The organism is Microvirga massiliensis (assembly GCF_001006805.1).
Lineage (GTDB): Bacteria > Pseudomonadota > Alphaproteobacteria > Rhizobiales > Beijerinckiaceae > Microvirga > Microvirga massiliensis.
On record NZ_LN811352.1, the window covers coordinates 751,515 to 778,231 of the forward strand.

Genomic DNA, 26,717 nt, shown 5'->3' on the forward strand with positions numbered 1-26,717 from the left:
CGGAGATGTCTGTCGTGTCGCTGAGTTTCGATCCCTCCTCGGTCGCACTTCCAAGCGGCCATTTCATCGGCGGCGAATGGATTGACGCCACAGGCGGTATCGAGCTGCTTCGCCCATCGGACGGAGCGGCCTTCGCGGCCTGCCCCATCGCCGATGCCGACTTGGTCGACCGAGCCGTCACCACCGCGAAGCAGACGCTGGCGAGCAGCGGCTGGGCGCGTGTGGCGCCACGCGAGCGCACCCTTGCACTACAGCGCTGGGCCGACCTCATCGACGCGGAGGCGGAAAAGCTGGCGCGGCTGGAGGCGATAGCCTCGACGCGGCCGATCGCGGAGCTCATGGCCGTCGATATCCCGGTGACGGCGGAACAAATCCGCTTCTTCGCCGAGCTCGCCGACAAGGAAGGGGGCGATCTCGTCCCGACCGCTTCCGACAGCGTCGGCCTGATCGCGACCGAGCCCTACGGCGTGGTCGGCGCGATCACGCCCTGGAATTTTCCTGTCAACATGGCCGGCTGGAAGCTCGGTCCGGCGCTCGCGGCGGGCAATGCCGTCGTGCTGAAACCCTCCGAGATGACGCCCTTCGCGACTCTCTATCTGGCCGAACTGTCGGTTCGCGCCGGGCTGCCTGCAGGCCTGATCAACATCGTGCTCGGAGACGGCCGCACCACCGGCACCGCGATCACCGGCCATCCCGACATCGCCAAGGTCAGCTTCACCGGCTCAACGGCCGCAGGTGCCGCGATCATGGAGAACATCGCACGCACCGGCATCAAGCCGATGACGCTCGAGCTCGGCGGCAAGAGCCCGCAGATCGTCTTCGCCGATGCCGACCTGCCGCTGGCAGCAGGAGCTATCGCCCGCAGCATCCTCGGCAATGCCGGCCAGGCCTGCGTCGCCGGATCACGCCTGATCGCAGCGGAGAGCATCGCGGAAGAGCTCGCCTCGCTCATCGCAGAGCGCATGGGCCAGATCCGACCCGGCCCGACCTGGGAGGCAGGGAGCGGCTATTCGCCAATCATCTCAGAGAGGCAGATTGGCCGCATGGAAAGCATCGTCGGCGCTGCTGTGGCGCGCGGTGCCCGTTGTCTGCTGGGTGGTGCCCGCCTCGAGCGGCCGGGCTACTTCTACGCACCCACCTTGCTGGATGCTGTCGAGGCGGCCTCTCCCGCCGTGACGGAGGAGATTTTCGGGCCGGTCCTGACCGTCCAGACCTTCCGCGAGGAAGAGGAAGGGCTCGCTCTCGCTGATCATTCGACGTACGGCCTCTGCGCCGGCCTCTATACGCGTGACCTGTCGCGTGCGCTGCGCGCGGTCAACCGCCTGCAGGCAGGCACCATCTGGGTCAACCGCTACGGTCGCTCCCGCGACCACATCCTGCCGACCGGCGGCTACAAGCAGTCTGGCCTCGGCAAGGATCTCGGCCGCGAGGCTTACCTTGCGAACCGGAAGTCGAAGAGCGTCCTGATCGCCATCTAAGGAGAAAGACCAGTGAAATCTCACAAGATTGCCCTGATCCCGGGCGATGGAATCGGTGTCGCTGTCACAGAGGCTGCCTGGGAGGTGCTCGGCCGGGCCGGCCGCGGCGCCGGTTTCGCCCTGGAGGGGACGACCTTCCCCTGGTCCTGCGATTTTTACGAAAAGACCGGCGCAATGATGCCGGCAGACGGCATCGAGACGCTGCGCGGCTTCGATGCCATCCTCCTCGGCGCCGTCGGCTGGCCGGCGCGCGTCCCGGATGCGGTCTCTCTTCACGGGCTGCTGCTGCCGATTCGCAAGGCCTTCGTGCAATACGCCAACATCCGCCCGCACCGCCTGCTGCCGGGTGTCGAGGGGCCGCTGCGCGTGAGACAGTTCGACATCCTGTGCATCCGCGAGAACACCGAGGGCGAATATGCCGGAGCCGGCGGCCGCGTCCATGGCGGCACGGCCGACGAGGTCGCGGTCGAGACCTCGATCTTCACACGCAAGGGGGTCGAGCGCATCCTGCGCTTCGGCTTCGAGCAGGCGCGCCGGCGCCGCGGCAAGCTCGCCTCGGTGACCAAGTCGAACGCCCAGAAATACTCCATGGTGTTCTGGGACGAGATCACCGCTCGGCTCGCGACCGAATACCCTGACGTGGCGGTATCAAACTACCATATCGATGCCATGGCCGCGCGCATGGTGATAGCGCCCGAGAGCCTCGACGTCGTGGTCGCCTCCAATCTCTTCGGCGATATCTTGACCGACCTCGGCGCCGCCATCCAGGGAGGGCTCGGCTACGCCGCCTCCGCCAACATCAATCCGGAGCGCAGCGCCCCCTCGATGTTCGAGCCGGTGCATGGCTCGGCGCCGGACATTGCCCATCTCGGCACCGCCAATCCGATCGCGGCGATCTGGTCCGGCGCCATGATGCTGGAGCATCTCGGCGAGACCGCCGCCGCCGCAGCCGTGCTGGCAGCCATCGAGGTCGCCACATCACGCGGTATCGGCACTGAGCCGGGCAAGCACAGCACCAAGGATATCACCGCCGCCGTGCTCTCGGCGCTCGGCTGAAGGAGACCAAATCCATGACCATGCAAGGCCTTCGCGACCCCGCTCTTCTGCGCGAGGCATGCCTCATCGGCGGCGACTGGCGGACTGCCTCGCCCGGCCGCGCGCTGGAGGTGATCGACCCTGCAACGCAGGAGGCGATCGGCTCCGTTCCCGATGCGGGAGGCGCCGAGACCCGTGCCGCCGTCGAGGCTGCCGCCGCGGCCTTCGCGCCCTGGCGCGCTAGAACCAATGCCGAGCGCGCGGCGCTGCTGGAAGCCTGGTACGCTCTGATTCTGGAGCATGTGGAGGATCTCGCCCTGATCCTGACGCGCGAGCAGGGCAAGCCACTTGCCGAGGCGCGCGGCGAAATCCGCTACGGCGCCTCCTTCGTCAAATGGTTCGCCGAAGAGGCGCGCCGGATCGACGGCGCGACGATCCCCGCCCCGACGGTCGACAGGCGCATCCTCGTGCTAAAGGAGCCCGTCGGGGTCTGCGGCATTGTCACGCCCTGGAACTTCCCGAACGCCATGATCACGCGCAAAGTCGCGCCGGCGCTCGCGGCGGGCTGCACGGTGGTGATCAAGCCTTCCGAATTGACGCCGTTCTCGGCTTTGGCGCTGGGCGTCCTCGCAGAGCGAGCCGGCATTCCGGCCGGTGTCATCAATATCGTCACCGGCCTGCCGACCGAGATTGGCGCCGAGCTCACCGGCAATCCTGCCGTGCGCAAGATCTCCTTCACCGGCTCGACCCGGGTCGGAGCCCTGCTCATGCGCCAGGCTGCCGACGGCATCAAGCGACTCAGCCTCGAACTCGGCGGCAACGCGCCCTTCATCGTCTTCAACGACGCCGATCTCGACCTCGCGATCGAGGGAGTGCTCGTTTCCAAATTCCGCAATGGCGGCCAGACCTGCGTCTGCGCCAATCGCATCCTCGTGCAGGACGGCATCTACGACCGTTTCGCGGACAAGCTCTCGGCCCGCGTCGCGGCGATGAAGGTCGGCCCGGGCACGCAGGCCGGCGTCGACATCGGGCCGATGATCAACCGCGCCGCCATCGAGAAGATCGAGCGCCATGTCGACGACGCCCTCACCAAGGGCGCCAAGTGCCTGGCCGCGGCGGCGGACATGCCGAACGGCGTCCAGTATGCTGCACCGATCGTCCTTGGCGAGGCCACGACCGAGATGCTGCTCGCCGGCGAGGAGACCTTCGGTCCGGTCGCCCCGCTGTTCCGCTTCCACGGCGAGGAGGAAGCGATCCGCATCGCCAACGGTACGCCGTTCGGGCTCGCCGCCTATTTCTTCACGCAGGACATGCGGCGCTCCTGGCGCGTCGGCGAGGCGCTGGAATTCGGCATGGTCGGGCTCAACACGGGCGTGATCTCGATGGAGGTCGCACCGTTCGGCGGCGTGAAGCAGTCCGGGCTGGGCCGCGAGGGCTCGCAGCTCGGCATCGAGGAGTATCTCGAGGTCAAGGCCTTCCACATCGGCGGCCTGGGCTAAACCGCATAGAAAAAGGCGCCGGATGCTTTCCGGCGCCTTTTTGCAGCTTTGCGGCACGCGCGGCGCACTACTGGATGCGGTCGAGTGCCTTGTAGTAGAGGCCGACCAGCGGCAGGAACCAGGGCCTGCCGAAATGGCCCGGCACCGCCGGCCAGGACAGCCCCTTCAGCGGGTTGCGGTCAGGCCGGCCGAGGATCGCGTCGGCCATGATGATCCCGAGATGCGTCGACATCTGCGCGCCGTGGCCGGAATATCCCATCGCATACCAGACGCCGTCCTCGCGTCCGGCGCGGGGATAGCGGTCCTTGGTCATGTCGACGAGACCGCCCCAGCAATAATCGATCTCGACATGCGCAAGCTGGGGGAAGATCCGGGCGAGGCTGGCGCGCAGAATGGCGCCGCTCTTCGCGTCCGAGGTCTGGTCGGAGGTCGCGGAAAAGCGCGCACGCCCGCCGAAGATCAGCCGATTGTCCGGCGCAAGGCGGAAGTAGTTGCCGATATTGAGCGAGGTGACGGCGGTTCGGTTGCCGGGCATGGTCGCGGCGACTTCGGCCTCACTCAGCGGCCGCGTCGCGATGAGGAAGCTGCCCACCGCAACGATACGGCGTCGGAACCAGGCGAAGGGTGCCGAGGTATAGGCGCCCGTCGCCACCAGCACCTCTTTCGCCGAGACGCTGCCGCGCGGCGTCTCCAGGATATGGCGCCCCGCCTCCTGTCGCCGCCCGGTGACGGGCGCCTGCTCGTGGATGACCGCGCCGCGCCGCGCCGCCGCATCCGCCAGGCCGGAGACGAAGCGGCCCATATGCATCATGGCGCTCTTCTTCGAGAGCATCGCACCGTGGAAGCTGTCGGAACCAATCTCGCTGGCGAGATCGGCTCGACTCAGCATGGCGGTGTCCGGATCGACCTCGCGATGCAGCACCTCGAAGTTCTGCGTGAGCGAAGCGACATGCTCCGGCTTGGAGGCGAGCTTGAGCTTTCCGGCACGCCGGAAGGCGCAATCGATGCCTTCCTCAGCGACGATCCGCTCGATCGTGTCGACGGCGTCGTCGAAGGCTCGATAGAGGGCGACGGCCCGCTCGGTTCCCAGCGCTCTCTTGGCGGCGATGAAGCTGTGGGCAAGACCATTGTTGAGATGGCCTCCGTTACGCCCGGAGGCGCCGCAACCGACGGTCCCCGCCTCAAGCACTACGACCTTCGCTCCGCCCATGGCGAGCTGACGCGCGGCGGAGAGGCCGGTGAAGCCACCGCCAACGACGGCGACATCGTAGGCGCCCTCGACCGGTCCGGCAGCGGCCCCGGAGAAGGGTGCCGCCGTATCGTGCCAATAGGATTTGAACTGCATTGGCGACGCCTCAGAGGCCGAAGACACCGGGCAATCCCGAAATGTCCTTGATCTCAACATACCCGTAATAGGGGTTCGCGGGCTCGTGGCCACGGTTCACCCAGACCTTGTTCTTGATGCCGAGGTCATGCGCCGACATGAGATCGTAGCGGAACGAGGACGAGCAGTGGACGATGTCCTCCGGACCGCAGCCGAGCGTGTCGAACATGTATTCGAACGCCTTGAAGCGCGGCTTGTAGGCCTTTGCCTGCTCGGCGGTGTAGACGGCGTGGAAGGGCGCGCCGAGCTTGGCGACATTGTGCGGGATCTGCGCGTCCATCGCGTTCGACAGGATAACGAGCGGAATCTCCTTCGCCACCTTGGCGAGGCCGGCCGGAACGTCCGGGTGCGGCCCCCAGTTCGGGACCTGCTCGTAGACCCAGCGTGCATCTTCCGGGCGGAACGCCACATCGTTCTTGCGGCAGGTGCGCTCGATGGCGTTGTAGACGACTTCCTCGTAGGGCTTCCAGTCGCCGAGAATCTCGTCGAGCCGGTAGGCTGCGAAATTGGCGATGAACTGCTGCATGCGCGGCTCGTCGAGCTGGTCGCCATATAGCGTGCGCGCTGCATCCGCCATTGCGAAGTAGATCAGCGTGCCGTGGCAGTCGAAGGTGACGTATTTGGGCTTGAAGACGGTCATCCGCGCAGCTCCCTGGTAGCGAAACGGTTGCGTCCGCTATCCGGGATCATAGACGGGAGCCGAACTGCGCGAGCACCGCATTGCCGCCAACACGAAGCACAAACTGCCGTCCACCTCCGAGACTTTGGCAGAGAGTGTTGCGCCACGCCGTAGCGCCGGCCGCTTTCCCGGCAGCCGCAGACACCGTTCGCCGCAGCTTTGGCATTCCATGCGGTCGCCGCGCATTGCTACGGCCGAAGATATCGCGCGGCGACAATCCTCAGGATGAACTGCGCCGATACGCGGCTTATCCATGATGCAACGAAGCCGGGCGAAGCACCCATGGATCAGGATATGATCGACCTTGTCGCTTGCGACGAGAGCCACCTCGACGGCGCGCTGCGCCTCTCGCGCGAAGCGGGTTGGCCGCACCGGCGCGAGGACTGGGCCATGGTCCTGTCGCTCAGCCAGGGGTTCATCGCGCTGCAGGGCGATACCGTTGTCGGCACCGTCATGATGACGCCGTTCGGAACCGGATTCGCGACCATCAACATGGTGATCGTGGCCGCTACCATGCGCGGACGCGGACTTGGTCGCAGACTCATGGATGCCGCGCTGCGCGCCTGCGGCAAGCGCGAATGCCGCCTCATCGCGACCGCGGACGGCTTGCCTCTCTATGAAAAGCTCGGTTTCCGAGGGACCCATGAAATCTGTCAGCACCAGGGCATTCTGCGCGCCGATGCAGCGCTGGCCTCGATCCCGACGAGCGGAATGGAATGGGCGCATGCCGGCGACTTCACGGCCATCGCCGATATCGACCGCCAGGCGCTCGGAATAGATCGCCGCCCCTTGCTCCACCTGCTGGCCGAAACCGGGCGAATGGCCCTCTTGCGTGAAGGAAACCGCATCGTCGGTTATGGCGCGCTGCGCCAGTTCGGCCGCGGCGAAGTGATCGGACCCGTGATCGCCGACAATCCGGCACAGGCGCAAACCATTCTGTCCTTCCTGATGGACACCAGACCCGGCGCCTTCCTGCGCGTCGACACGCCTCTGCCAGGGGGACTGTCCCCCTGGCTCGCCGCGCGCGGACTCGCGGAGGTCGGCGGCGGTATCGCCATGCGCAAGGGGCCGGAGAGGCCGGCGCCGACCGGTCCCGCCCAATCCTTCGCTCTCGCCAGTCAGGCACTCGGATAAACTGGAGACCCCGCCATGTTGAGCAATTCTCTGATCGAGCTCGATCGCGACCACTGGATTCACCCGGTTTCATCCTATCGCGGCCACGAAAAGGCCGGGGTTCGCGTGCTGCGTTCGGCCAAGGGCGCAACCATCACGGACGCCACCGGTCGACAGTTGATCGACGGCTTCGCCGGGCTGTGGTGTGTCAACGCTGGCTATGGCCATGACAGTATCGTCGAGGCAGCGGCGCGCCAGATGCGCAAGCTCGCCTATGCGACGGGCTATTTCGGCCTGGGGTCCGAACCAGCGATCCGGCTGGCCGCGAGGCTCGCGGAGCTCTCGCCCGGGGATCTGAACCGCGTTTACTTCACGCTCGGCGGTTCGGACGCCGTCGACAGCACCGTGCGCTTCATCCGCTATTACCAGCAGGCGCGCGGCAAGCCGCAAAAGGACCAGTTCATCTCGATCGAGCAGGGCTATCACGGCTCGTCGACCGTCGGGGCCGGCCTCACCGCCCTGCCCTCCTTCCATGCCGGCTTCGGTGTGCCCTATGACTGGCAGCATAAAATTCCGTCGCACTACACCTACCGCAACCCGGTCGGATCCCGCCCGGAATCCGTCATCGCCGCCTCGCTCGCAGCACTGCGGGCCAAGGTCGAGGCGGTCGGCGGGCCAGAGCGCGTCGCCGCCTTCTATTGCGAACCGATTCAGGGCTCGGGCGGGGTTCTTGTGCCGCCTCCCGGCTGGGTGAAAGCGATGCGTGAGCTGTGCAGCGAACTCGACATCCTCTTCGTCGCCGACGAGGTGATCACCGGCTTCGGGCGCACCGGCCCGCTCTTCGCTTGCGAGGAGGAGGACATCGTCCCCGACCTGATGACGACCGCCAAGGGGCTGACCTCGGGCTATGTGCCGATGGGCGCCGTGCTGATGTCGCAGAAGGTCTACGACGTCATCGCGGACGGGGCCGGCGCCGCGGCGGTGGGCCATGGCTACACCTATTCCGCCCACCCGGTCAGCGCAGCGGTCGGCCTGGAGGTGCTGCATCTCTATGAAAACGGCCTGCTCGACAATGGCCGCAAGGCCGGCGCGCGCCTGATGGCGGGGCTGGAAAGCCTGAGAGACCATCCGCTCGTCGGCGAGGTGCGCGGCCGAGGCATGCTGGCCGCCATCGAGCTCGTGACCGACAAGGCGAAGAAGACCCCGTTGCCCGCCACCAGTGCGCCTGCTCAACGCATCTTCGACCGCGCTTGGGACAACGGCCTCGTCATCCGGGCTTTCGGCAACGGCGTGCTTGGCTATGCGCCGCCGCTCTGCTGCACGGAGACCGAGATTGACGCGATCATTGAACGCACCCGCGCCACGCTCGACCAGACGCTGGCCGACCCGGATGTGCGGGCGGCCGTGGCGTAGGCCCGAAGACCGTTCATAACAGGGAGCGTGGGACATCCTTGCGCCCACTCCGAAGCCGATATTCCGCGAAAGCTATGAATTCGGAATTTTGTGCCGCCGGGTTTTCGACATTCAGCGAATCCGATGAGCTGACGGTGGGAAACTGTCTTCCGAGCCGACGCAGATCGGCCGCGAAAACAGCGGGTGGGTCCCTGACGAGCGGCCTGGCGGCCCGGCAACGATGCGGCCACCCCTTGTGGATGCCGCCCCTTGTGGATCAGGATATCGGCGCGCGACAGGCGGAGGAACGATGGCGAAGAGCTTTGGCGATTTCCGCTACATGACGTTCGATGTCGTGGGCACGCTGATCGATTTCGAAGGCGGACTCGTCGACAGCCTGGGAGCCATTGCCCGTGAGACTGGCGCGACGTTCGACGGCGAGAAGGCCCTGAATCTCTATCGCGCCGCCCGCTATATGCCGGATGTCCAGCGCTTTCCCGACGACCTCGTCCGTGTCTACGGGGTGATCGCGCCGAAGCTCGGCCTGCCCGCCGACGAGAACCACGCCCGGCGCCTGCGAGACGCCGTGAAGGACTGGCGGCCCTTCCCCGACAGCGCCGCCGCCCTCGCCCGGCTCACCAAGCGCTACAAGCTCATCGCCATGACCAATGCCCAGCGCTGGGCCTTCGATCATTTCGCCCGCGCCCTTGGCAACCCGTTCTACGCCGGCTTCACCGTGGACGACACCGGCACGGAAAAACCTGACCCGGCGTTCTTCGAGCAGGTCTTTGCCTTCGTCGAGAAGGATGGCGGCTCGCGTGACGAGATCCTGCACGTCGCACAGAGCCAGTACCACGACATCGGAATTTCCCGGAAGCTCGGCCTGACCAATTGCTGGATCCAGCGGCGTCACGCCCAGCTAGGCTATGGCGGTACGATCGAACCGGAACGTTTCACCGAGCCCGACTTCCATTTCACCTCGATGGCTGGGCTCGCCGATGCCGTCGAGACCAGCCTGGCCACCTGACGATGCCGGGACAGAAGAAGAGCCGACGCGGCACGTCGGGGCGAACCAGAGGAAGGGAATGAACATGACCAAGAAGATCACGACGAGCTGGACGAGCGCCGACGACGCCTTCGTCGAGAACGCAATCCGCCGCGGCGCCAGTCGCCGCGACCTCCTGCAGATGCTGGTGGCCGGCGGCCTCGCCGCCTCAGCCGGCAGCCTCGTCCTCACCCGGGCGACCTCGGCGCTCGCCGCCACGCCGGTCAAGGGCGGCAACCTGAAGGCGGCTGGCTGGTCCTCTTCGACCGCCGACACGCTCGACCCGGCCAAGGCCTCGCTGTCCACGGACTATGTCCGCTGCTGCGCCTTTTACAACCGTCTCACTTTCCTGGACCAGAACGGCATCCCGCAGATGGAACTCGCCGAGAAGATCGAGACGAAGGACGCCAAGGTCTGGACGATCACGCTGAAGAAGGGCGTCACCTTCCACGACGGCAAGCCGTTGACCTCGGCCGACGTCGTCTATTCGCTGAAGCGGCATCTCGACCCGGCGGTCGGATCGAAGGCGAATTCGATCGCCAAGCAGATGACCGATTTCAAGGCCGTCGACCCGCTGACGGTCGAGGTCACGCTCGAGGCGCCGAACGGCGATCTGCCCACCATCCTGTCGACGCATCACTTCATGATCATTGCCGACGGAACCATCAACTTCGCCAAAGCGAACGGCACCGGAGCTTTCGTCTGCGAATCCTTCGAGCCCGGCGTGCGCTCGATCGCTGTCAGGAACAAGAACTACTTCAAGCCCGGTGGCGCCAACCTCGACTCCTTCGAGTTCTTCGCGATCACGGACGATCCCGCACGCGTCAATGCGCTGCTCTCCGGAGACATCCAGCTCGCAGCCTCGATAAATCCGCGCTCGATGCGCCTCGTCGAGAGCCAGCCGGGCGTTGTGCTGTCGAAGACCACCTCCGGCAACTACACGGACCTCAACATGCGCTTGGACATGGCTCCGGGTGACAAAATGGATTTCGTGACGGCCATGAAGTATCTGCTCAACCGCGAGCAGATCCAGAAGTCGGCCTTGCGTGGCCTCGCCGAGATCGCCAACGACCAGCCCGTTCCGCCCATGAACGTCTACCACAACAAGGAGCTCAAGCCGAAGGCATTCGACCCGGAGAAGGCGAAGTTCCACTTCCAGAAGGCTGGGGTTCTCGGCCAGTCGATTCCGATCGTTGCCTCCGACGCCGCCTCCTCCTCCGTCGACATGGCGGTGCTCGTCCAGCAGGCCGGCAACGCGATCGGCATGAAGTTCGACATCCAGCGCGTCCCGTCCGACGGCTACTGGTCGAATTACTGGCTGAAGGCTCCCGTCCACTTCGGCAACATCAACCCGCGGCCGACACCGGACATCCTGTTCTCACTGCTCTACGCCTCCAACGCGCCGTGGAACGAGAGCCGGTACAAGTCGGAGAAGTTCGACAAGATGCTGATCGAGGCGCGTGGCTCGCTGGACGAAGCCAAACGCAAGCAGATCTACGGCGAGATGCAGGTGATGGTCGCCGAGGAAGCGGGCACCGCGATTCCGGTCTACATCTCCAATGTCGACGCGCTCTCGAACAAGCTCAAGGGCCTTCAGCCGAATCCGCTCGGCGGCATGATGGGCTACGCCTTCGCCGAATACGTCTGGCTCGAGGCCTGAGTTCCGTTTCTTCTGCGGGCCGGATGCGTGCACCCGGCCCCTTCCTCGTGCCATACTCCGACCGGAGGTGTCAGCTGCGGGATCGCCGATGAAGCATAGCCTATGGTCTCTCCTCGGCGGGCGCCTGTTCGTTGCCCTGCTGACACTCCTTATCGTTTCATTCGTCGTATTCTGCGCGACACAAATTCTGCCTGGCGACGTCGCCGAGGTTCTCCTGGGCCAGGCTGCGACGCCGGAAGCCGTCGCAGGACTTCGCGAGGCGATGCACCTCGATGACCCGGCGATCCTGCGCTTCTTCCGCTGGCTCGGCGGGTTGCTGACGGGCGATCTCGGCACGTCCTACGCCAACAACCGCCCCATCGCGCAGTTAATTGCCGGCCGCCTTGCCAATTCGCTGGAGCTCGCGGCGGCGACAGCGCTCTTCTCCGTCCCGATCGCGCTCGCGCTTGGGATCACTTCCGCCATGCTGCGGGGCACGCTCTATGACCGCACCGTCACGATGGCGACGATCATGGTGATCTCGGTTCCGGAATTCATGGTCGCGACCGCCGGCGTGCTCGTCTTCGCAGTCTGGCTGAAGTGGCTGCCCGCGCTTTCCATCGCGCGCGATGTCCATTCCTTCGGCGAGATGTTGCGCATCTACGCCATGCCAGTATTCACCTTGAGCTTCGTCATCTCGGCGCAGATGATCCGAATGTCGCGCGCCGCCGTCGTCGAGGCGCTCAATACGCCCTATGTGGAAATGGCGCGGCTGAAGGGCGCCTCACGCACGCGGGTCGTGCTGCGTCACGCGCTGCCCAATGCGCTCGGCCCCATCGCGAACGCGGTCGCGTTGTCGCTCTCCTATCTGCTGGGTGGGGTCATCATCGTCGAGACGATCTTCAACTATCCGGGTATTGCCAAGCTGATGGTCGATGCCGTGTCGACGCGAGACCTGCCTCTCATCCAGAGCTGCGCGATGATCTTCTGCTTTGTCTACCTGATGCTGATCACGACAGCGGACATCATCGCCATTTTGTCGAATCCAAAGCTCCGCTGACCATGGCCACCAACGCAACCACCCTTATTAGGCCGCGACTTCCGGGTTACCGGTTCAACCTCACCGGCTGGATCAGCCTCGTCATCGTTCTGGCCTGGGCGACGATCGCGATCCTCGCGCCCTATGTGACGCCGCACGGCGTCGGCGATATGGTCGATATCGACTATTTCGGCCCGATGAGCGCCCAGTTCCCGCTCGGGACCGACTATCTTGGACGCGACATGCTCTCGCGCATCCTGTTCGGCGCACGCTACACGGTCGGCATCTCGCTCGCGGCGACGCTGATCGCCTGCACGACCGGAGTCACGCTCGGCATGGCTGCGGCGGTCAGCGGTGGGTGGTTCGATACAACGCTGAGCCGTTTTCTCGACGCGTTAAACTCGATCCCCAGCAAGCTCTTCGGTCTTGTGGTGGTCGCAGGCGTCGGCTCCTCGATCCCCGTGCTGATCCTGACGCTCGCGGTGATCTACACGCCTGGCTCCTACCGCTTTGCCCGTGCGCTGGCGGTCAATGTCAACACGATGGACTTCGTGACCGTCGCTCGTATCCGGGGCGAAAAGTTGCGCTATCTGATCGGAGCGGAAATTCTGCCCAACATCATCGGCCCTGTCTTCGCCGATGTGGGTATCCGTTTCGTCTTCATTGTGCTGCTGCTCTCGGGACTGTCCTTCCTGGGCCTGGGCGTGCAGCCGCCCGATGCCGATTGGGGCGCTCTGGTGCGCGAGAACATCGGCGGCCTGCCGTTCGGCGCACCTGCGGTGATGGCTCCCTCCTTCGCCATCGCCAGCCTGACGATCGCGGTGAACCTGCTGATCGACAATCTGCCGCAAAAGATCCGCGACCGGAGCGCATGATGACCTCGCTCGTCGAAGTTCGCGACCTCAAGGTCGAGGCGACCACCGATTCCGGCCGGCGGGTCGAGATCATCAAGGGCGTCAGCTTCGAGATCGCCGAAGGCGAGATCGTAGCACTCATCGGAGAGAGCGGCTCGGGCAAGACCACGATCGCACTCACGCTGCTCGGCTATACGCGCGCTGGCTGCCGCATCATCGGTGGCAGCGTGCACATCGACGGCCACAACATGGCGAGCCTGCCCGAGACCGAGCGGGTAAAGATCCGCGGCAGTGCAGTCGCCTATGTGCCGCAGAGTGCGGCCGCGGCCTTCAATCCGGCCCAGCGGATTATGGACCAGGTGATCGAGATCACCCGCATCCACGAGTTGATGCCGCGCGCTCAGGCCGAAGCCAAGGCAGTGGAGCTGTTTCGCGCGCTGTCCCTGCCCTCGCCTGAGACGATCGGCGCACGCTATCCGCACCAGGTCTCCGGTGGTCAGTTGCAGCGCCTCTCTGCGGCGATGGCACTGATCGGCGATCCGAAATTAGTAATCTTCGACGAGCCAACCACGGCTCTCGACGTCACTACACAGATCGAGGTCCTGCGCGCCTTCAAGGCCGTCATGCGCCAGAGCCGGATGGCAGGCGTCTATGTCTCGCACGATCTTGCGGTTGTCGCCCAGATCGCCGACCGCATTGTCGTTCTCAAGGGCGGTGAAATCCAGGAGATCGGTAGCACGACGCAGATCCTGTCCGCGCCGAAGCACCCCTACACGCGGGAATTGCTCGCAGCTTTTTCCCCGCCCGACCGGCTCGCGGCGCAGGCAGCGACAGCGGAGGACGCCACTTCACGACCCGTTCTGGAACTCAAAGCCGTCAGTGCCGGCTACGGCAAACCGCGTGCGGACGGAACACCGCTATTGCTGGCGGTCGACAAGGTCAGCTTCAGGCTCGAACGTGGACGCAATCTCGGCATTATCGGTGAATCTGGCTGTGGCAAATCCACGCTCGCGCGCACCATCGCCGGCATCATCCCGCCCTCGTCCGGCGCCATTTATTTCGACGGCAGGCAGATGGCACCGCTGGCGCGCGACCGCAGCCCCGACGAACTCCGCAGACTCCAGATCGCTTTCCAGTCGGCCGACACCGCGCTCAACCCGGCGAAATCGATCGAGGAAATCCTCGGCCGCCCACTCGAATTCTATCATGGTCTGCGTGGCTCCGCCCGCGACGCCCGCATCGACCGCCTCCTCGACCTGGTGCATCTGCCGCGCGCCCTGAAGCATCGGCTTCCCGGAGAGCTGTCCGGCGGGCAGAAGCAGCGCGTGAATCTGGCCCGCGCGCTCGCCGCCGAGCCCGAGCTCGTCCTGTGCGACGAGATCACCTCGGCGCTCGACACTGTGGTCGCGGCGGCGATCATCGAGCTGCTCAAGGACCTGCAGCGGGAGCTCGGTCTGTCCTACGTCTTCATCAGCCACGACCTGACGACGGTGCAATCCATCTGTGACGAGGTCGCGGTCATGTATCGTGGCAGCAAGGTTGAACAGCTGCCCGCCGCCGAGGTGGGCAGCGCCGCCGGCCATCCCTATTCGCGGCTGCTGATGTCGTCGGTGCCGAAGCTCGATCCAACCTGGCTCGACCGACTCGAGCGCGATCCGGAGCTCGTCGCCACCTTCACGAAGCGTTGATGGTTTGCCTCAGGAGGCGGTCGGGAACAGGCTCGTCAGCGGCATGTGCGGCTTCACGATCGGCGACTTCAGCACGACGAAGCTGAAGTACTTGTCGATGCCGATGTCGAGGTCGATCAACCGCTCCATCAGCGTCTGGTATTCGATGATGCCGCTGGTGACAAACTTCACGAGATAATCGTAGCCGCCAGAGACCAGATGGCATTCGACGACCTGGTCGAGCCTCTCGATGGCGGCAAGGAAGCGGGCGAAATCGACCTGCCGGTGATTCTTCAACGTGACTTCGGTGAAGACCGTCAGGGTCTGGCCGAGCTTGCCTATGTTGATGCGGGCGGAATAGCCCGTAATGTAGCCTTCCTGCTGCAGCTTCTTGACGCGCATCAGACACGGGCTGGGCGAGAGGTTCACCAACTCCGCCAGCTCGACATTGGTGATCCGGCCGTTCTTCTGCAGCTCGTAGAGGATCTTGATGTCGATCTGATCGAGCTTCATGCAGGCTCTGCCTAGGTCGATGTCCTTTTGCCTCTGGACCTACGTGGGCTTGGCTTCGGCCCGCAACCATGCCGCAAACCGACGCGGCCGGCAATCCGGCAGCAGATACTGCCGCGAACAAAAGGCAGCAACCAAGAGACGTTGCACGAAGACCATCGCGAAATCGGGCCGCCGAAGCAAAAGGAAATGCCGTCCCAATCCAATCTGCGGTGCCTGCGCCTATTCTCCGGAGGATAGTCTCGCTTCCGCAAGGAGACCGTGATGCCCGCACCACTGTTCGAGATCGAGACCAGCCACACTCTTCCCGAAAGTGCCGATGTCGTCGTCATCGGCGGCGGCATCGTCGGTGTCTGCACGGGCTACTATCTTGCCAGGCGTGGCTTGAAGGTCGCGCTCGTGGAGAAGGGGCGGATCGGTGCCGAACAGTCGAGCCGCAACTGGGGCTGGTGCCGGCAGCAGAACCGCGACGCGCGCGAGTTGCCGATGGCGACGGAAAGCCTCGCCCTATGGGACCGCTTCGCTGCGGAGATCGGTGAAGATCTCGGCTTCCGACGCTGCGGCCTGCTGTATCTGAGCAACGACGACGCCCAACTCGCTGGCTGGGCGAAGTGGCGCGATTTTGCGGCGAGGCAAGGCGTCGTTACCCATATGCTCTCGGCTGAGGAAGCCTCCGACCGCGGGAGTGCGACGGGCAAGCGCTGGAAGGGCGGAGTCTTCTCGCCGACGGATGGCACTGCCGATCCGGCCCGGGCTGCGCCGGTGATCGCACGTGGCATCCTGAAGGCTGGCGGAACCGTTCACCAGTTCTGCGCCGCGCGCGGCATAGAGACGGCCGGCGGGCGCGCCGCCGCCGTCGTAACCGAGAAGGGCAGGATCCGCAGCTCGACCGTCATTCATGCGGGCGGGGCTTGGGCCTCGTCCTTCCTCAACCAGTTCGGCATCCGTTTTCCGCAATCTTCTGTAAGATCGTCAATTCTGTCCGTCGCTCCCGGAGCATCGGGCATCCCGGACGCCCTGCATACGACGGAGGTGTCGGTGACGCGCCGCAGCGACGGCGGCTATACGCTGGCGATCAGTGGCGGCGCTCGTGTCGATCCGACGCCGCAGCAGCTCCGCTTCGCCGGCCAGTTCGTGCCGATGTTCCTGCGGCGCTGGCGCAGCCTCGCCATCGGTGGGCTCGACGGCTGGAGGGCTGGCCATGAGACGCTGGCGCGCTGGCGGCTCGATGCGCCGACGCCGATGGAGGCCAACCGCATCCTCGACCCAACGCCCGATCCGCGCCAGGTCGCCGAGACCCATGCGCGGGCCCTGCGCCTTCTGCCAGCCCTGAAATCGGTTCCGGCCGCGGCGCGCTGGGCCGGCTACATCGACAGCACGCCGGACGGCGTGCCGGCGATTGGGGAACTCGCGGGCCTGCCCGGCTTCATCCTCGCGGCCGGCTTCAGCGGCCATGGCTTCGGCATCGGCCCAGGCGCCGGGCACATGATCGCGGACATCGTGACCGGGGCGAAGCCGATCGTCGATCCGGCACCCTACCGGCCGGAGCGGCTGGAGGGCTCCGCTTTCGGCAAGGTGGCGGAATTCTAGACTGAGCGGACATGGTCGCGCCGTGGAGCTTTCCGCGCCGGACCGCATAAGCCCGTCTTATGGTTCCGGCATGAAGCCGTCTTGTTGTTCGCCCGGGAAGGTACGGATGCTGCTTCGGGCGATACCGGAGCGCTCCTGCCCTTCCTGCAGCGGCGCATCATCCCCACCGCCGCAGTCCACGCTGCGGTCATGAGCCGCCTCATGCCGAAGCGCCGCATGCTGGCAGGCAGCCAACGCATCGTGACCTATGATTGCCCCTCCCCCCGATGGAACGCGAATCCTCTTCGGAGGCGAGTGCTCAAGGTGACGGGCGAGATCGTCGTCCACGCCAATGCCGCTCATCTGCGCAAGTAGATGCTTCAGGTCTTCCCGGAGCTGGTCCAGACGCCGATCACCCATTACTGGCACGGACAGACCGGTTTCACTTTCGATATGCTGCCGCATCTCGGCGAGCATGAAGGTCTTTATCTATACCTGGGGCTACAACGGCACCGGCATCGCGCGCGCGAGTTGGTTCGGGCACAAGATCGCGCAGCGCGCACTCGGTATCACCGAAGAGCCGAGCGCCTATGCCGATCTGCCTTTCCGCAGCGGGCCCCTCACCACGGCAAGCCCTGGTTCCTTCTCTTGGCCGTGCTTTTCTACGGAATGCTGGATCGCCGGGATCAGCGCTGACGACCGGACGGCGACGATCCTTCGGCTTCTTTCTCGGTACGGCTGAGCAGACGCGCGGCCACTTTCGAGTGCCGGTGAAGCCTTTCTGCTTCAACATAGGGCCTGGACATCCTCGCCGCAGGCGGCGATGTCTGCGCTATCGCAGGCGATGAAATGACCGATGCGGGCGCGCCAACTCGAAGTCTTCTGCACGCTGATGCGCTGTGGCACGGTCACCGGCGCTGCGGCGATGCTCAACATCTCGCAGCCAGCCCTGAGCCAGATCCTGCTTCACGCCGAAGATCAGCTCGGCTTCAAACTGTTCAACCGCGTGCGCGGCCGGTTGGTGCCGACCCAAGAGGCCGAGGAGCTCTACTCCCAGGCCGAGCATATCTTTGCCGAACTCGACGCGCTCAGACGGCGGACGGTCGACATGCGGCACGGACGTACCGGCCTCGTCAGGCTGGCCGCCTCCGCTCCGCCCTCCATGTCCATCGTGCCGCGGGCGCTGACCATGTTCCGCGAAGCCCATCCGGAGATCGTCGTGCGCTCGCTCATCGCGCCGCAGCTCGCCATCGTCGAGATGCTGCGTAACGGTGAGGTTTCCCTCGGGATCACAATGAACAACTTGCCGCATCCGGGCGTCCACATCGAGACGGTCGGTCGTACCGTCCTAGTCTGCGTCGTTTCGGCCGGGCACCGGCTGGCAGCGCTCGACCACGTCCGCTTCGCCGATATCCGCGACGAGACCTTGATCTCCTATCGGGTGGATACGTTGCCTGGACGGTTGCTGGCCGCGACGGCCGAAGCCGAAGACTTCACCTACGCGCCAGCGATTGAGATCGATCTCTCGATCACGGCCTTGCCCTATGTGCGCGACGGGCTTGGCATCGCCATTGTCGACGGACTCCTGCCCTGGGAGCAGTTCAACGGCGTCGTGACCCGACCGTTCGAACCCCGGATCGAAGTTCCGATCGCCATCCTGACCAGCAACAGCCGGATGCTCTCCACCAGTCATGAGCTGATGCGCGAGTGCCTGCGCGACGCCTGCCGGGACTTCGACCGACCTGTTCCCGGCGCCGCGTGAGCCATACGCGATCGCTTCACCGATCGTCGGTCGCGTCCTGAAGCAGGGAGGCGATCGGCGCTGGCCTCACCGGCGCCTGACCCCGCAGCCGGCCCGCCTCTCGTGCATTGCCATATCCCGCTTGCGCCGCGACGAGCTCGGCGGCCGCGAGCTCACAATAGCGCCCCTGGCAGCGCCCCATGCCGACGCGCCCCAGCGACTTCACGCGATTGACCTCGCCGCCGCCGAAATCGACGGCCGCCCGCAGCGCTGCCGCCGTCACGCCCTCGCAACGACAGATCACGGTCTCGTCCGGCAGCTCGGGCGCCCTCTCCGCCGGCCACGGGAAGGCCCGGGCGATGCCGCGTGCGAAACGCGCCAGCCGGCGAAGCCGGTAGAGGTCCGCCGCACTATCGGGAGCCGGTAGGCCGAGATCCTGGAGGCACGCCGCCGCCGCGAGGCGCCCGGTTATCTCCGCACCGTCCGCTCCGAGAATCCTGAGCCCGTCCCCGGCGAGATAGACGCCCGGCCGCGCCCGCCCCATCGCGTCCGCTCGCGGCAGCCATTGCCGCCAGGTTTCGTCATAGGCGAAGTCGCAGCCAGCCAGATCGGCGAGTCGGGTTTCGGCACGCAGATGCCAACCCAGCCCGATTGCGTCGCAGGCCAAGCGCCGCTCGCGGCCGGAGGCATCACGCCAGAGGACGGCGACCGGGCCGCGGCTGTCGGCCTCGATCCGATCGAGCCGAACACCGGCATGGTAGCGTCCGGCAAGCCGCGTCCGCATCGCAAGCCCCCGCAGGGCGAAGATCGGCCGGGCCGACAAACCCGGGGAACCGCCTAACTGCTGACTCATCGGCGCCGTATCGAGCACCGCCGCGACCTCGCCGCCCGCCTTCAGCAACTGCATCGCGAGCAGAGTCAGCAGAGGGCCGGATCCCGCGAGAACGATGCACCGGCCGAGTGCCGCGCCCTGCGCCTTCAGCGCGATCTGCATCGCACCGAGTCCATAGACCCCCGGATTCTCCCAGCCCGGAACGGGCATAATGCGGTCCATCGCGCCCGTCGCGAGGATCAGGTGGTCATAGCCGAGCCATCGGCACCCGGAATCGTCGAGCACCTGAAGCCGCCCATCCGCGATGCCGATGACGGAGCTGCGCGGATGATGGACGATGCTCCCCGCCGCTAGCAGTCCATCGAAGGTCGCGTGCAGCGCGACGGCCTTCGCCGTCTCTGATCCGTAGAGCAACTCGGCCGGCCGCGTGAAGCCTGCCGGCGGCCTGCGATAGATTTGTCCGCCCGCACGCGCGCCCTCGTCGACGATGACGGGCACGAGCCCGGCCGCCGCCAGCGTCTGGGCTGCGCGGATGCCGGCTGGCCCCGCACCGACGACCACGCACGTCTTGCCGCCCGCGCTCACGGCCAGCCTCGCGGCGCGTCGGTAAGGAGGCGCATGCCTTCGGCCAAGGGTGTCGAGCAGGCGCGCAGGCGCGGCCCGTCCTCCTGCCAGACCCAACAATCCTGACAGGCTCCCATCAGGCAGAAACCGGCACGGGCCTCAGGCCCGAACTCGGAGCGGCGCAGCATCGGCGAGACCGAAAGGATCGCACTCAGGACCGTATCGCCCGCGAGTCCCAGACACATCGTCCCGTCGAGAAAGAAGCGCATCGGAGCGCGATCCGTCTCCGCGAGGCGGATTAGACGCCCCCCTGCCACGCCCGATGCCATGCTCATTCGGCAGCCTCGGCAAGCGCAGTTCGGGGGTCGGGCATTTCCGGGAAGCGCGCGCGCACTTCGGCGAAGGCTTCGGCGACGCCGCGCGCGCCGATCCTGCCCTCCATGCGGCGGAAGATCTCGGTCTTGGCGAAGAAGCGCCAGTGAATCGGCAGGCCGGAGAGGATCGTCGTCAGACGATCATAGGCGTCGGGCGTCCACTGCGCCTCAAAGCCGTCGCGCTCAGGGCCGAAATGGAAGTGGCCCTCGATGGGCGGACGCACCGCACGACGGGTCTCCGTCGCTGCCTCGTCGACGACGCCGTCGCGGATGACGACACCGTAGTCGCGTTCGGCCGCCTCGGACGAGACATAGCCGCGCGCGACATCCGCCGCGACCCGCCAGGCCTCGCGGTCAAAGGGATGGCCCCGGCCGCCGCCGCCGGCTGAACGAATCTCGAGCACGTCGCCCGGCTGCAGCACGGCGGTGTCGATGTTGCCGAGCCGCCGCTCGTCGGGCCGGCCGGGATTGACGACCATGTCGGAGAGCCCCGCCGCGCGGCCGCCGAGCACCCCCCAGGGGCGGAAGAAGCTGCGGTCACGGTTGCGGGCGGTGATACGGCTGTCCGGCGCGAAGACGCGAAACGCCATTTCGGTGGCGAGCCCGCCGCGCCAACGCCCGGCGCCGCCGCTGTCCTTCGCCAGCCCGTATTTGACGAACTCGACCGGCGTCTCGGTCTCGGTGATCTCGATCGGCGTGTTCTTGAGATAGGCTGCATCGGCGCCAGAGCCGTTGGTGCCGTCACGGTGCGGCATGCCGCCACCGCCGCCCACCACTGGATTGATGGCGGCAATGACGGTGCGGCTCGTGCGCTCGTCCGTCGTCATGACGTTGACGATGCAGTTGTTGCCAGCCGGCGCGGCGGGCAGCCGCTCCGGCACCGCTTGCGAGAACGCCCCGAAGATCACTGAGCGCAGCCGCGCGCAGGTGAGCGAGCGCATGCCGACCGCGGCCGGGAAGACGGGATTGAGCACCGTGCCTTCCGGCGCAATGCAGGTGAAGGGCCGTGTCAGCCCTGTGTTGAGCAGAATCTTCGGGTTGAGCGTGTAGAGAACGTAATAGACCCCAACCAGCAGGATCGTGTGCCGCGGATTGCCGCCGGTCGGTACGTTGAGTGAGGAAGAGAGTTGCGGATCGGAGCCCGTGAAGTCGAGCACTGCCTCGTCGCCGCGAATAGTCAGCTTGAGCTTGAGGCGGCAGGGATTGGCCTCGACGGAATCCTCGTCGGCGTAGTCGGCGAATTCCCAGGTCCCATCCGGCATCCCGCGCAGTACCTCGCGCGCCTGCGCCTCGGCATGATCGAGCAGCGCCTCGACGCCTTCGAGGAAGGCCTCCCGGCCGAATTTCTCGATCATGGCCAGCACCTTGCGCTCGCCGGTGTTCAGCGCGCCGACCAGTGCTTTGATGTCGCCGATGTTCAGGTCCGGCTTGCGGACATTGGTCATCATGATCTTCAGGAGCTTCTCGTCGAAGACTCCCTCGTTGACGAGCTTCATCGGCGGGAAGCGGATGCCCTCCTGATGGATCTCCGTCAGGGCGCGTGAGAGCGAGGCGGGCACCGCACCGCCCATGTCGGTGTTGTGGATGTGCCCCCCGGTCCAGGCAACGATCTCGCCGTCGTGGAAGACCGGCTTCCAGAGATGAGTATCGGGTGCATGGGTAGCGACGAAGCAGGAATAGGGATCGTTGGTGAAGGCGACGTCGCCGGGTCTGTAGTCCTCGACCATGTCGAGTGCCGGTGCGTAGGAGAGCCCCGGATACCAAGTCGCGCCAAGCTCCATCGGCACCGCGAAGGTGTCGCCGCGTCGGCTGATCAACATGACGGTAAAGTCCTCCGTCTCCTTGACGAAGGCGGAATGGGCGGTGCGGTGCAGCGTATGCGCCATGTTCTCGGCCGCAGCGCGGGCGTGATTGGCAAGAACCTGCAGCTTCATCCGGTCGAACATCGGCATCACTCCGCGAAAGTCAGGTGCAGGTTGAGGTGGCGGTCGATTCGGGCGCTGGCACCGGCCGGGATCGCGACCGTAGTATCTTGCTGCGCGACGACGGCCGGTCCAGCGAAGCGGCTGCCGGGTTGCAGATCACTACGGCGATAGAGGCCGACAGCCTTCCGGGCACCACCGGTGTGGATCTCGATCTCGCGCTCCGGCACTGCTTCCGCATCAGCCTCCTCGGCCTCCGGGAAGGTTAGCGCCGGGCCGGCGCCGATGGCCGAGAGGCGCAGGTTGACGATCTCAATGCGGCCGTCCGGGTCGTCGAAATCGTAGATCTGGGCATGCGTTCGATGAAACTCGCGCGCAATCGCTTCCGGATCACCTGCCTCCAGCCAGGCAGCCTGCAGCGGAACCTCGATCTCGTAGCTCTGTCCGACATAGCGCATATCGGCCGAGAGCCTGAGATCGGCCGGACCAGCATGGCCCTGCGCGGCGAGCCAGCGGCGTCCATCCTCTACCATGGCGGCAAAGGCCGCCCGCAGCTTCGGCAGCACCGCGGCGGAAAGCTCGGCGAAGAGCGTGCGGACGAGATCGCCGCGCAGATCAGCGACGAGACCACCCAAGGCGGAGACAACGCCGGGGCGGCGCGGCGCGATGAGCCGCGTCATGCCGAGCTCGCGGGCGAGGAAGGCGCCCAGCATCGGACCGCCGCCGCCGAACGGCATCAACGTGAAATCTTTCAGATCGACACCGGCCCGCGATGACAGCTTCTCGACCTCGACGAACAGCTCCGAGACGGCGACGTCGAGAATGGCCTGCGCCGTATCCTCGACGGGCCGGCAGAGTCTCTCGGCCAGGCGCCCGACGGCGGCATGGGCGAGGCCGACATCCATGCGCAATTGTCCATAGGCCATCTCGCTGTGGCCGAGCCAGCCGCAGACCACCATGGCGTCCGTGACCGTCGCCTGCTCGCCGCCGCGCCCGTAGCAGGCCGGCCCCGGCGTGGAACCGGCCGATTCCGGCCCGACGCGCAGCACGCCCTGCCCGTCAACGGAGGCAATCGAACCGCCGCCGATGCCGATCGAGCTCACCGAGACGGAGGGAATGTAAAGCGGGAACTCGCCGATCATCTCGCCGGTGCCGAACTGCGCCTCGCCGTCGATGATCAAGGCGAAATCCGCCGAGGTACCGCCGATGTCCAGCGTCAGCACACGATTCTCGCCTGCCTGCCGGGCGAACCAGGCCGCGCCGATCACGCCCGAGGCTGTACCCGAGAGCAGCATGGAGACGCAGGCGCGCTTGCCCTCGGCAGCATTCATCACGCCGCCGTTCGACTTGGTCAGGAGGGCGCGAGCGGGCACACCGCGAGACGCCAGTCGCTTCTCCAGCGCCGTCAGGTAGTCGGCGATGCGCGGATGGACATAGGCGTTGAGGATGGCCGTCGTCGTCCGCTCGTATTCGCGGATCACCGGCCAAACCTCGGCGGAAGTGAAGACGAAGAGCTCCGGCGCGAGACGGACGATCTCGGCTTTCACCGCCTCTTCCTGCGAACCGTCGCGCCAGGCGTGCAGGAATGCGACCACGATCCCTGTCGCGCCCTGCGCTTTCGCCGACGCCACCGCCGCCGCGACCGCCCTGAGATCGGGCTTGGTCGTCTCGCAGCCATCCGAGCGCATGCGGGCGGGAATGCCGAAAACCTTGTCGCGGGTGATGAGCTGCTCGGGACGGCTGCAGAACAGCGAGTAGGTTTCGGGCATGCGCAGCCGGGCGAGCTCGATAACATCCTCGAACCCGGCATTCGTGAAGAGCGCCAGCCGCGCGCCCTTGCGCTGGATGATGGTGTTGACACCGACGGTCGTGCCGTGGACGAAGCGGGTGACCGCCGCAGGATTGAGGCTTTCGCGCTCGGCCAGCAGCGAGAGGCCTGTCATCACCTCCGCTCCTGGGTCGTTGGGGGTCGTCAGCACCTTGAGGGATGCGACGCGGCCGGTACGCGTCTCGAGCGCGCAGAAATCGATGAAGGTGCCTCCGATATCGACGCCGATCTTCCAATCCGCAGTCTCGAGCTCCGTGACACCATCCATGTCCGATCCTTTCGCTGTAGGCCGGAAGCTGACATGGCGCGGGACAGCAGTCCAAGAGCCAAGCGGAGTTCGATCATAAGTGGGGCTTATACCGGTCGGGGAGCCTTCCCGGCGCTTCCCATAGGCGGCGCTTATGGCCTTCACACCATCGCATCTTTGACCCCGGCACCGGCGCGCGGCAGGCTCGGCCGATAAGCGATCTGCCGCCAAGGCGCGGCGCGAGGCGGATATGGATGTCATCGTGATCGGCGGCGGCCTGATGGGGACCGCTGCCACCTACTTCCTGGCGCGGCGCGGCCTGCGTGTGACGCTGATCGAGCGCCATCGTGTCGGGACGGGGGCGACCGTCGCATCCTTCGGCAACATCCGACGGACGGGCCGGCATCTCACGCAATTGCCGCTGGCGCATCGCTCCCGCACTCTCTGGGGCGAAGCGGAACGCATGCTGGGCCGAGATGTCGAATTCCGCGTTGCCGGCCATCTCAGGCTCATCTTCGAGGAGGATGCCCTGGCAGACATGCGCGCCTACGCCACGGCGGCGCGTCCCTGGGGCCTGGAGCTCGAGGAACTCGGTGCCAACGAGATCCATGCGCGTTTTCCTGGCCTCGGCCCCGGTGCGATCGCGGCCTCCTATTCGCCCCAGGACGGCTCCGGTAATCCGCGCCTGATCGCGCCGGCCTTCGCTGATGCGGCACAGCGCCTGGGCGCGCAGATCATCGAGGAATGCGAGGTCGGCGGCATCGACACGACTGCCGCCGGCTTCCGCGTCACGACCTCAAAGGGCAGCTTCGAAGCGGGCAGGCTGCTGAACACCGCCGGGGCCTGGGGCGCCCGGATCGCCGCCCGTTTCGGCGAGCCGGTGCCGCTCACCCCGCGGGGGCCGCAGATGGGAGTTACCGAGCCCCTGCCCCATCGCGTCCTGCCCGTCGTCGGCATCTGGACCCGCCGGCACGGCATGGATGCCTATTTCCGGCAGGTTGAGCGCGGCAATATCATCTTCGGCGGAGCGGCAGAGCGCGTCGACGTGCCTCTCGACCCCGGCCACGCCAAGGCCGATCCTGCACGACTGCCGCTTCAGCTTCGCGCGTTACGGCAGTTGCTCCCGGCGTTAGATAAGGTATCGGTGATCCGGACCTGGTCGGGCTGCGAAGGCTATCTCGCCGACATGCTGCCGGTCATGGGACCTTCGGCGACGACTCCGGGCCTTTTCCACTCCTTCGGCTTCTCCGGGCACGGCTTCCAGCTCGGCCCCGGGGTGGGCGAGACCATGGCTGAGCTCATCGCAATGGGCGACACTGAGATTCCTCTCCACGATTTCCGAATTGAGCGCTTCACCCTTATGGTGAACGGGGAAAGTTCGGCCGCGATGTGAGCAGCTGCCGAAGCATCGGAATGAGCCGAAAAGTGGATTTCCCTTTTCGGTCCGCTGCTCGAGGCAGGCGGACAACGTTGATTGTCTCGGTCGTGGCGAACCGCGCTCCTCGAGAGGCTCTGGCAGGCTCGACACCCGCCGCGATACGCTTCCGTGCTCAAACCGTTATCACCCACATCCGCCATAGCTACCGCGGATGCACAAAGCTAACCCTTGCACCTCCTGAACGGGACGACATTGCCGCTGTATGCAACCACCTTCTGCTGGCGCGACAGTTCGACGAGCGCGCGGGCGCGGAACAGCCTCCACATCGGGCTGACCACCGGCTTACAGGTGATCGCCGTGTTGGACGTCCACCAATACTCCCACTCCTGGGTAGTGAAGTCGTCGCCGTACGCATGCGTCACGTTCAGGTCTGGATCGAGGCCATCGCCGGCGCACAGGGCCTTGGCCTTTGCCTCGATCTCGTCATTTGTCACGCGGGCTATTGCCCGTGCCCTCGAGAGCAACATTGGTCAATCCATGTTTCCGCTGTGGTTCGGTGCCCGCGGCCCTGCGACTTGATCAGGTTTGGCGGTCCGAGGGGTTTAGCCGGCTCGCCTTGACGCCGGCCTGGTTTATACACGGCGCTCTATGAACAGCGCGCAGCGCTTTTCTGTCTCCGGGTAGGAAAACGGCCGAGCGGAAAGGCGCGGCACGCACCTCTGCAGGTCAGCTCGCCACACGATTCTACATCCCGAAGCAAGGACTTCCGAACACCGAACGAATGCAGGGCGATCCACCACGCCGGCCGCCAGAGGACGTGACGACCACACCGCCCTGAGACCCTCCTGGCATGCGGTGATCCCGTACGATTGGAGTGGACCGATGGTCCCTGACAACCGGCTGTTCTCGGTGATCGCGCACGACTACC

23 protein-coding genes are annotated in these 26,717 nt (G+C 65.8%); 14 read left to right on the forward strand and 9 right to left on the reverse strand.

Features of this window, described 5'->3' with window-relative positions; genetic code table 11:
• Nucleotides 1-14: 14 nt before the first annotated feature.
• The 3 genes from BN1233_RS12445 to BN1233_RS12455 are packed head-to-tail and all read left to right on the forward strand — an operon-like array spanning nucleotide 15 to nucleotide 4,012.
• Nucleotides 15-1,478, forward strand: a complete 1,464-nt coding sequence (locus tag BN1233_RS12445) for an aldehyde dehydrogenase family protein (protein WP_046863804.1) — start codon at nucleotides 15-17, stop codon at nucleotides 1,476-1,478.
• 12 nt (nucleotides 1,479-1,490) lie between these two features.
• Nucleotides 1,491-2,534 carry a tartrate dehydrogenase gene (locus BN1233_RS12450; protein ID WP_046863805.1) on the forward strand — a complete coding sequence of 348 codons (1,044 nt, stop codon included), beginning with the start codon at nucleotides 1,491-1,493 and terminating at the stop codon, nucleotides 2,532-2,534.
• Between the two features lie 20 nt (nucleotides 2,535-2,554).
• Nucleotides 2,555-4,012 carry an NAD-dependent succinate-semialdehyde dehydrogenase gene (locus BN1233_RS12455; RefSeq protein ID WP_046863977.1) on the forward strand — a complete coding sequence of 486 codons (1,458 nt, stop codon included), beginning with the start codon at nucleotides 2,555-2,557 and terminating at the stop codon, nucleotides 4,010-4,012.
• A 67-nt stretch (nucleotides 4,013-4,079) separates the two neighbouring features.
• Here the strand turns inward: BN1233_RS12455 and BN1233_RS12460 are convergent, their stop codons facing one another.
• Entirely contained in the window at nucleotides 4,080-5,357 is a 1,278-nt protein-coding gene (locus BN1233_RS12460) for an NAD(P)/FAD-dependent oxidoreductase (protein WP_046863806.1), read from the reverse strand.
• Nucleotides 5,358-5,367: 10 nt separating this feature from the next.
• Nucleotides 5,368-6,036, reverse strand: a complete 669-nt coding sequence (locus tag BN1233_RS12465) for a haloacid dehalogenase type II (RefSeq protein ID WP_046863807.1) — start codon at nucleotides 6,034-6,036, stop codon at nucleotides 5,368-5,370.
• A 321-nt stretch (nucleotides 6,037-6,357) separates the two neighbouring features.
• Here BN1233_RS12465 and BN1233_RS12470 point away from each other — a divergent pair, with 321 nt between their 5' ends.
• From BN1233_RS12470 to BN1233_RS12500, 7 genes are all read left to right on the forward strand, one after another.
• The gene (locus tag BN1233_RS12470; protein WP_046863978.1) at nucleotides 6,358-7,209 is read left to right on the forward strand and encodes a GNAT family N-acetyltransferase; all 852 of its coding nucleotides are present in this window, start codon (nucleotides 6,358-6,360) and stop codon (nucleotides 7,207-7,209) included.
• Between the two features lie 15 nt (nucleotides 7,210-7,224).
• Entirely contained in the window at nucleotides 7,225-8,601 is a 1,377-nt protein-coding gene (locus BN1233_RS12475; RefSeq protein WP_046863808.1) for an aspartate aminotransferase family protein, read from the forward strand.
• 289 nt (nucleotides 8,602-8,890) lie between these two features.
• Complete coding sequence (locus tag BN1233_RS12480) at nucleotides 8,891-9,607, forward strand: HAD-IA family hydrolase (RefSeq protein ID WP_046863809.1); 717 nt, start codon at nucleotides 8,891-8,893, stop codon at nucleotides 9,605-9,607.
• A 64-nt stretch (nucleotides 9,608-9,671) separates the two neighbouring features.
• Nucleotides 9,672-11,285 carry an ABC transporter substrate-binding protein gene (locus tag BN1233_RS12485; protein ID WP_046863979.1) on the forward strand — a complete coding sequence of 538 codons (1,614 nt, stop codon included), beginning with the start codon at nucleotides 9,672-9,674 and terminating at the stop codon, nucleotides 11,283-11,285.
• Nucleotides 11,286-11,373: 88 nt separating this feature from the next.
• The gene (locus BN1233_RS12490) at nucleotides 11,374-12,324 is read left to right on the forward strand and encodes an ABC transporter permease (RefSeq protein WP_046863810.1); all 951 of its coding nucleotides are present in this window, start codon (nucleotides 11,374-11,376) and stop codon (nucleotides 12,322-12,324) included.
• 2 nt (nucleotides 12,325-12,326) lie between these two features.
• Complete coding sequence (locus BN1233_RS12495; protein WP_046863811.1) at nucleotides 12,327-13,178, forward strand: ABC transporter permease; 852 nt, start codon at nucleotides 12,327-12,329, stop codon at nucleotides 13,176-13,178.
• Nucleotides 13,178-14,845, forward strand: a complete 1,668-nt coding sequence (locus BN1233_RS12500; RefSeq protein WP_046863812.1) for an ABC transporter ATP-binding protein — start codon at nucleotides 13,178-13,180, stop codon at nucleotides 14,843-14,845. Before BN1233_RS12495 ends, BN1233_RS12500 begins: the two co-directional genes overlap by 1 nt.
• 9 nt (nucleotides 14,846-14,854) lie before the next feature.
• Here BN1233_RS12500 and BN1233_RS12505 read toward each other — a convergent pair whose 3' ends face one another.
• Nucleotides 14,855-15,337, reverse strand: a complete 483-nt coding sequence (locus BN1233_RS12505; protein ID WP_046863813.1) for an Lrp/AsnC family transcriptional regulator — start codon at nucleotides 15,335-15,337, stop codon at nucleotides 14,855-14,857.
• Between the two features lie 261 nt (nucleotides 15,338-15,598).
• Here BN1233_RS12505 and BN1233_RS12510 point away from each other — a divergent pair, with 261 nt between their 5' ends.
• The gene (locus BN1233_RS12510; RefSeq protein WP_046863814.1) at nucleotides 15,599-16,924 is read left to right on the forward strand and encodes an NAD(P)/FAD-dependent oxidoreductase; all 1,326 of its coding nucleotides are present in this window, start codon (nucleotides 15,599-15,601) and stop codon (nucleotides 16,922-16,924) included.
• A 57-nt stretch (nucleotides 16,925-16,981) separates the two neighbouring features.
• Here the strand turns inward: BN1233_RS12510 and BN1233_RS46840 are convergent, their stop codons facing one another.
• Nucleotides 16,982-17,380 carry a hypothetical protein gene (locus BN1233_RS46840; protein ID WP_147707175.1) on the reverse strand — a complete coding sequence of 133 codons (399 nt, stop codon included), beginning with the start codon at nucleotides 17,378-17,380 and terminating at the stop codon, nucleotides 16,982-16,984.
• On the opposite strand from BN1233_RS46840, the gene BN1233_RS42835 reads away from it, so the two are divergent.
• A complete protein-coding gene (locus tag BN1233_RS42835) occupies nucleotides 17,379-17,645 on the forward strand; it encodes a hypothetical protein (protein ID WP_052763771.1) in 267 nt (88 codons plus the stop codon). The genes BN1233_RS46840 and BN1233_RS42835 overlap by 2 nt on opposite strands.
• Nucleotides 17,646-17,759: 114 nt before the next feature.
• Nucleotides 17,760-18,665: a LysR family transcriptional regulator gene (locus tag BN1233_RS12520; RefSeq protein WP_046863815.1), complete on the forward strand. Its 906-nt coding sequence runs from the start codon at nucleotides 17,760-17,762 to the stop codon at nucleotides 18,663-18,665.
• A gap of 16 nt (nucleotides 18,666-18,681) precedes the next feature.
• Here BN1233_RS12520 and BN1233_RS12525 read toward each other — a convergent pair whose 3' ends face one another.
• Genes BN1233_RS12525 through BN1233_RS12540 form a run of 4 tightly spaced genes read right to left on the reverse strand, consistent with a single transcriptional unit; the run spans nucleotide 18,682 to nucleotide 24,432 of the window.
• On the reverse strand, nucleotides 18,682-20,067 hold the full coding sequence (locus BN1233_RS12525) for an FAD/NAD(P)-dependent oxidoreductase (RefSeq protein WP_046863980.1): 1,386 nt from the start codon (nucleotides 20,065-20,067) through the stop codon (nucleotides 18,682-18,684).
• Nucleotides 20,058-20,375 carry a (2Fe-2S)-binding protein gene (locus BN1233_RS12530; RefSeq protein ID WP_046863816.1) on the reverse strand — a complete coding sequence of 106 codons (318 nt, stop codon included), beginning with the start codon at nucleotides 20,373-20,375 and terminating at the stop codon, nucleotides 20,058-20,060. Before BN1233_RS12530 ends, BN1233_RS12525 begins: the two co-directional genes overlap by 10 nt.
• Entirely contained in the window at nucleotides 20,372-22,360 is a 1,989-nt protein-coding gene (locus BN1233_RS12535; RefSeq protein WP_046863817.1) for a hydantoinase B/oxoprolinase family protein, read from the reverse strand. Before BN1233_RS12535 ends, BN1233_RS12530 begins: the two co-directional genes overlap by 4 nt.
• Nucleotides 22,361-22,365: 5 nt before the next feature.
• Nucleotides 22,366-24,432 carry a hydantoinase/oxoprolinase family protein gene (locus BN1233_RS12540; RefSeq protein ID WP_046863818.1) on the reverse strand — a complete coding sequence of 689 codons (2,067 nt, stop codon included), beginning with the start codon at nucleotides 24,430-24,432 and terminating at the stop codon, nucleotides 22,366-22,368.
• A 229-nt stretch (nucleotides 24,433-24,661) separates the two neighbouring features.
• On the opposite strand from BN1233_RS12540, the gene BN1233_RS12545 reads away from it, so the two are divergent.
• A complete protein-coding gene (locus tag BN1233_RS12545; RefSeq protein WP_046863819.1) occupies nucleotides 24,662-25,804 on the forward strand; it encodes an NAD(P)/FAD-dependent oxidoreductase in 1,143 nt (380 codons plus the stop codon).
• A 206-nt stretch (nucleotides 25,805-26,010) separates the two neighbouring features.
• Here the strand turns inward: BN1233_RS12545 and BN1233_RS12550 are convergent, their stop codons facing one another.
• On the reverse strand, nucleotides 26,011-26,316 hold the full coding sequence (locus tag BN1233_RS12550; protein WP_046863820.1) for a hypothetical protein: 306 nt from the start codon (nucleotides 26,314-26,316) through the stop codon (nucleotides 26,011-26,013).
• Nucleotides 26,317-26,717 lie beyond the last annotated feature (401 nt).

Bases quoted from the DNA above. Each gene is read 5' to 3' on its own strand.
- BN1233_RS12545 (WP_046863819.1), top strand. From the start codon at position 24,662: ATGGATGTCATCGTGATCGGCGGCGGCCTGATGGGGACCGCTGCCACC.
- BN1233_RS12530 (WP_046863816.1), bottom strand. From the start codon at position 20,375: ATGAGCATGGCATCGGGCGTGGCAGGGGGGCGTCTAATCCGCCTCGCG.
- BN1233_RS12510 (WP_046863814.1), top strand. From the start codon at position 15,599: ATGCCCGCACCACTGTTCGAGATCGAGACCAGCCACACTCTTCCCGAA.
- BN1233_RS42835 (WP_052763771.1), top strand. From the start codon at position 17,379: ATGAAGGTCTTTATCTATACCTGGGGCTACAACGGCACCGGCATCGCG.
- BN1233_RS12485 (WP_046863979.1), top strand. From the start codon at position 9,672: ATGACCAAGAAGATCACGACGAGCTGGACGAGCGCCGACGACGCCTTC.
- BN1233_RS12550 (WP_046863820.1), bottom strand. From the start codon at position 26,316: ATGTTGCTCTCGAGGGCACGGGCAATAGCCCGCGTGACAAATGACGAG.
- BN1233_RS12455 (WP_046863977.1), top strand. From the start codon at position 2,555: ATGCAAGGCCTTCGCGACCCCGCTCTTCTGCGCGAGGCATGCCTCATC.
- BN1233_RS12520 (WP_046863815.1), top strand. From the start codon at position 17,760: ATGCGGGCGCGCCAACTCGAAGTCTTCTGCACGCTGATGCGCTGTGGC.
- BN1233_RS12480 (WP_046863809.1), top strand. From the start codon at position 8,891: ATGGCGAAGAGCTTTGGCGATTTCCGCTACATGACGTTCGATGTCGTG.
- BN1233_RS12490 (WP_046863810.1), top strand. From the start codon at position 11,374: ATGAAGCATAGCCTATGGTCTCTCCTCGGCGGGCGCCTGTTCGTTGCC.
- BN1233_RS12460 (WP_046863806.1), bottom strand. From the start codon at position 5,357: ATGCAGTTCAAATCCTATTGGCACGATACGGCGGCACCCTTCTCCGGG.
- BN1233_RS12540 (WP_046863818.1), bottom strand. From the start codon at position 24,432: ATGGATGGTGTCACGGAGCTCGAGACTGCGGATTGGAAGATCGGCGTC.
- BN1233_RS12535 (WP_046863817.1), bottom strand. From the start codon at position 22,360: ATGTTCGACCGGATGAAGCTGCAGGTTCTTGCCAATCACGCCCGCGCT.
- BN1233_RS12495 (WP_046863811.1), top strand. From the start codon at position 12,327: ATGGCCACCAACGCAACCACCCTTATTAGGCCGCGACTTCCGGGTTAC.
- BN1233_RS12475 (WP_046863808.1), top strand. From the start codon at position 7,225: ATGTTGAGCAATTCTCTGATCGAGCTCGATCGCGACCACTGGATTCAC.
- BN1233_RS12465 (WP_046863807.1), bottom strand. From the start codon at position 6,036: ATGACCGTCTTCAAGCCCAAATACGTCACCTTCGACTGCCACGGCACG.
- BN1233_RS12500 (WP_046863812.1), top strand. From the start codon at position 13,178: ATGACCTCGCTCGTCGAAGTTCGCGACCTCAAGGTCGAGGCGACCACC.
- BN1233_RS12505 (WP_046863813.1), bottom strand. From the start codon at position 15,337: ATGAAGCTCGATCAGATCGACATCAAGATCCTCTACGAGCTGCAGAAG.
- BN1233_RS46840 (WP_147707175.1), bottom strand. From the start codon at position 17,380: ATGCTCGCCGAGATGCGGCAGCATATCGAAAGTGAAACCGGTCTGTCC.
- BN1233_RS12470 (WP_046863978.1), top strand. From the start codon at position 6,358: ATGGATCAGGATATGATCGACCTTGTCGCTTGCGACGAGAGCCACCTC.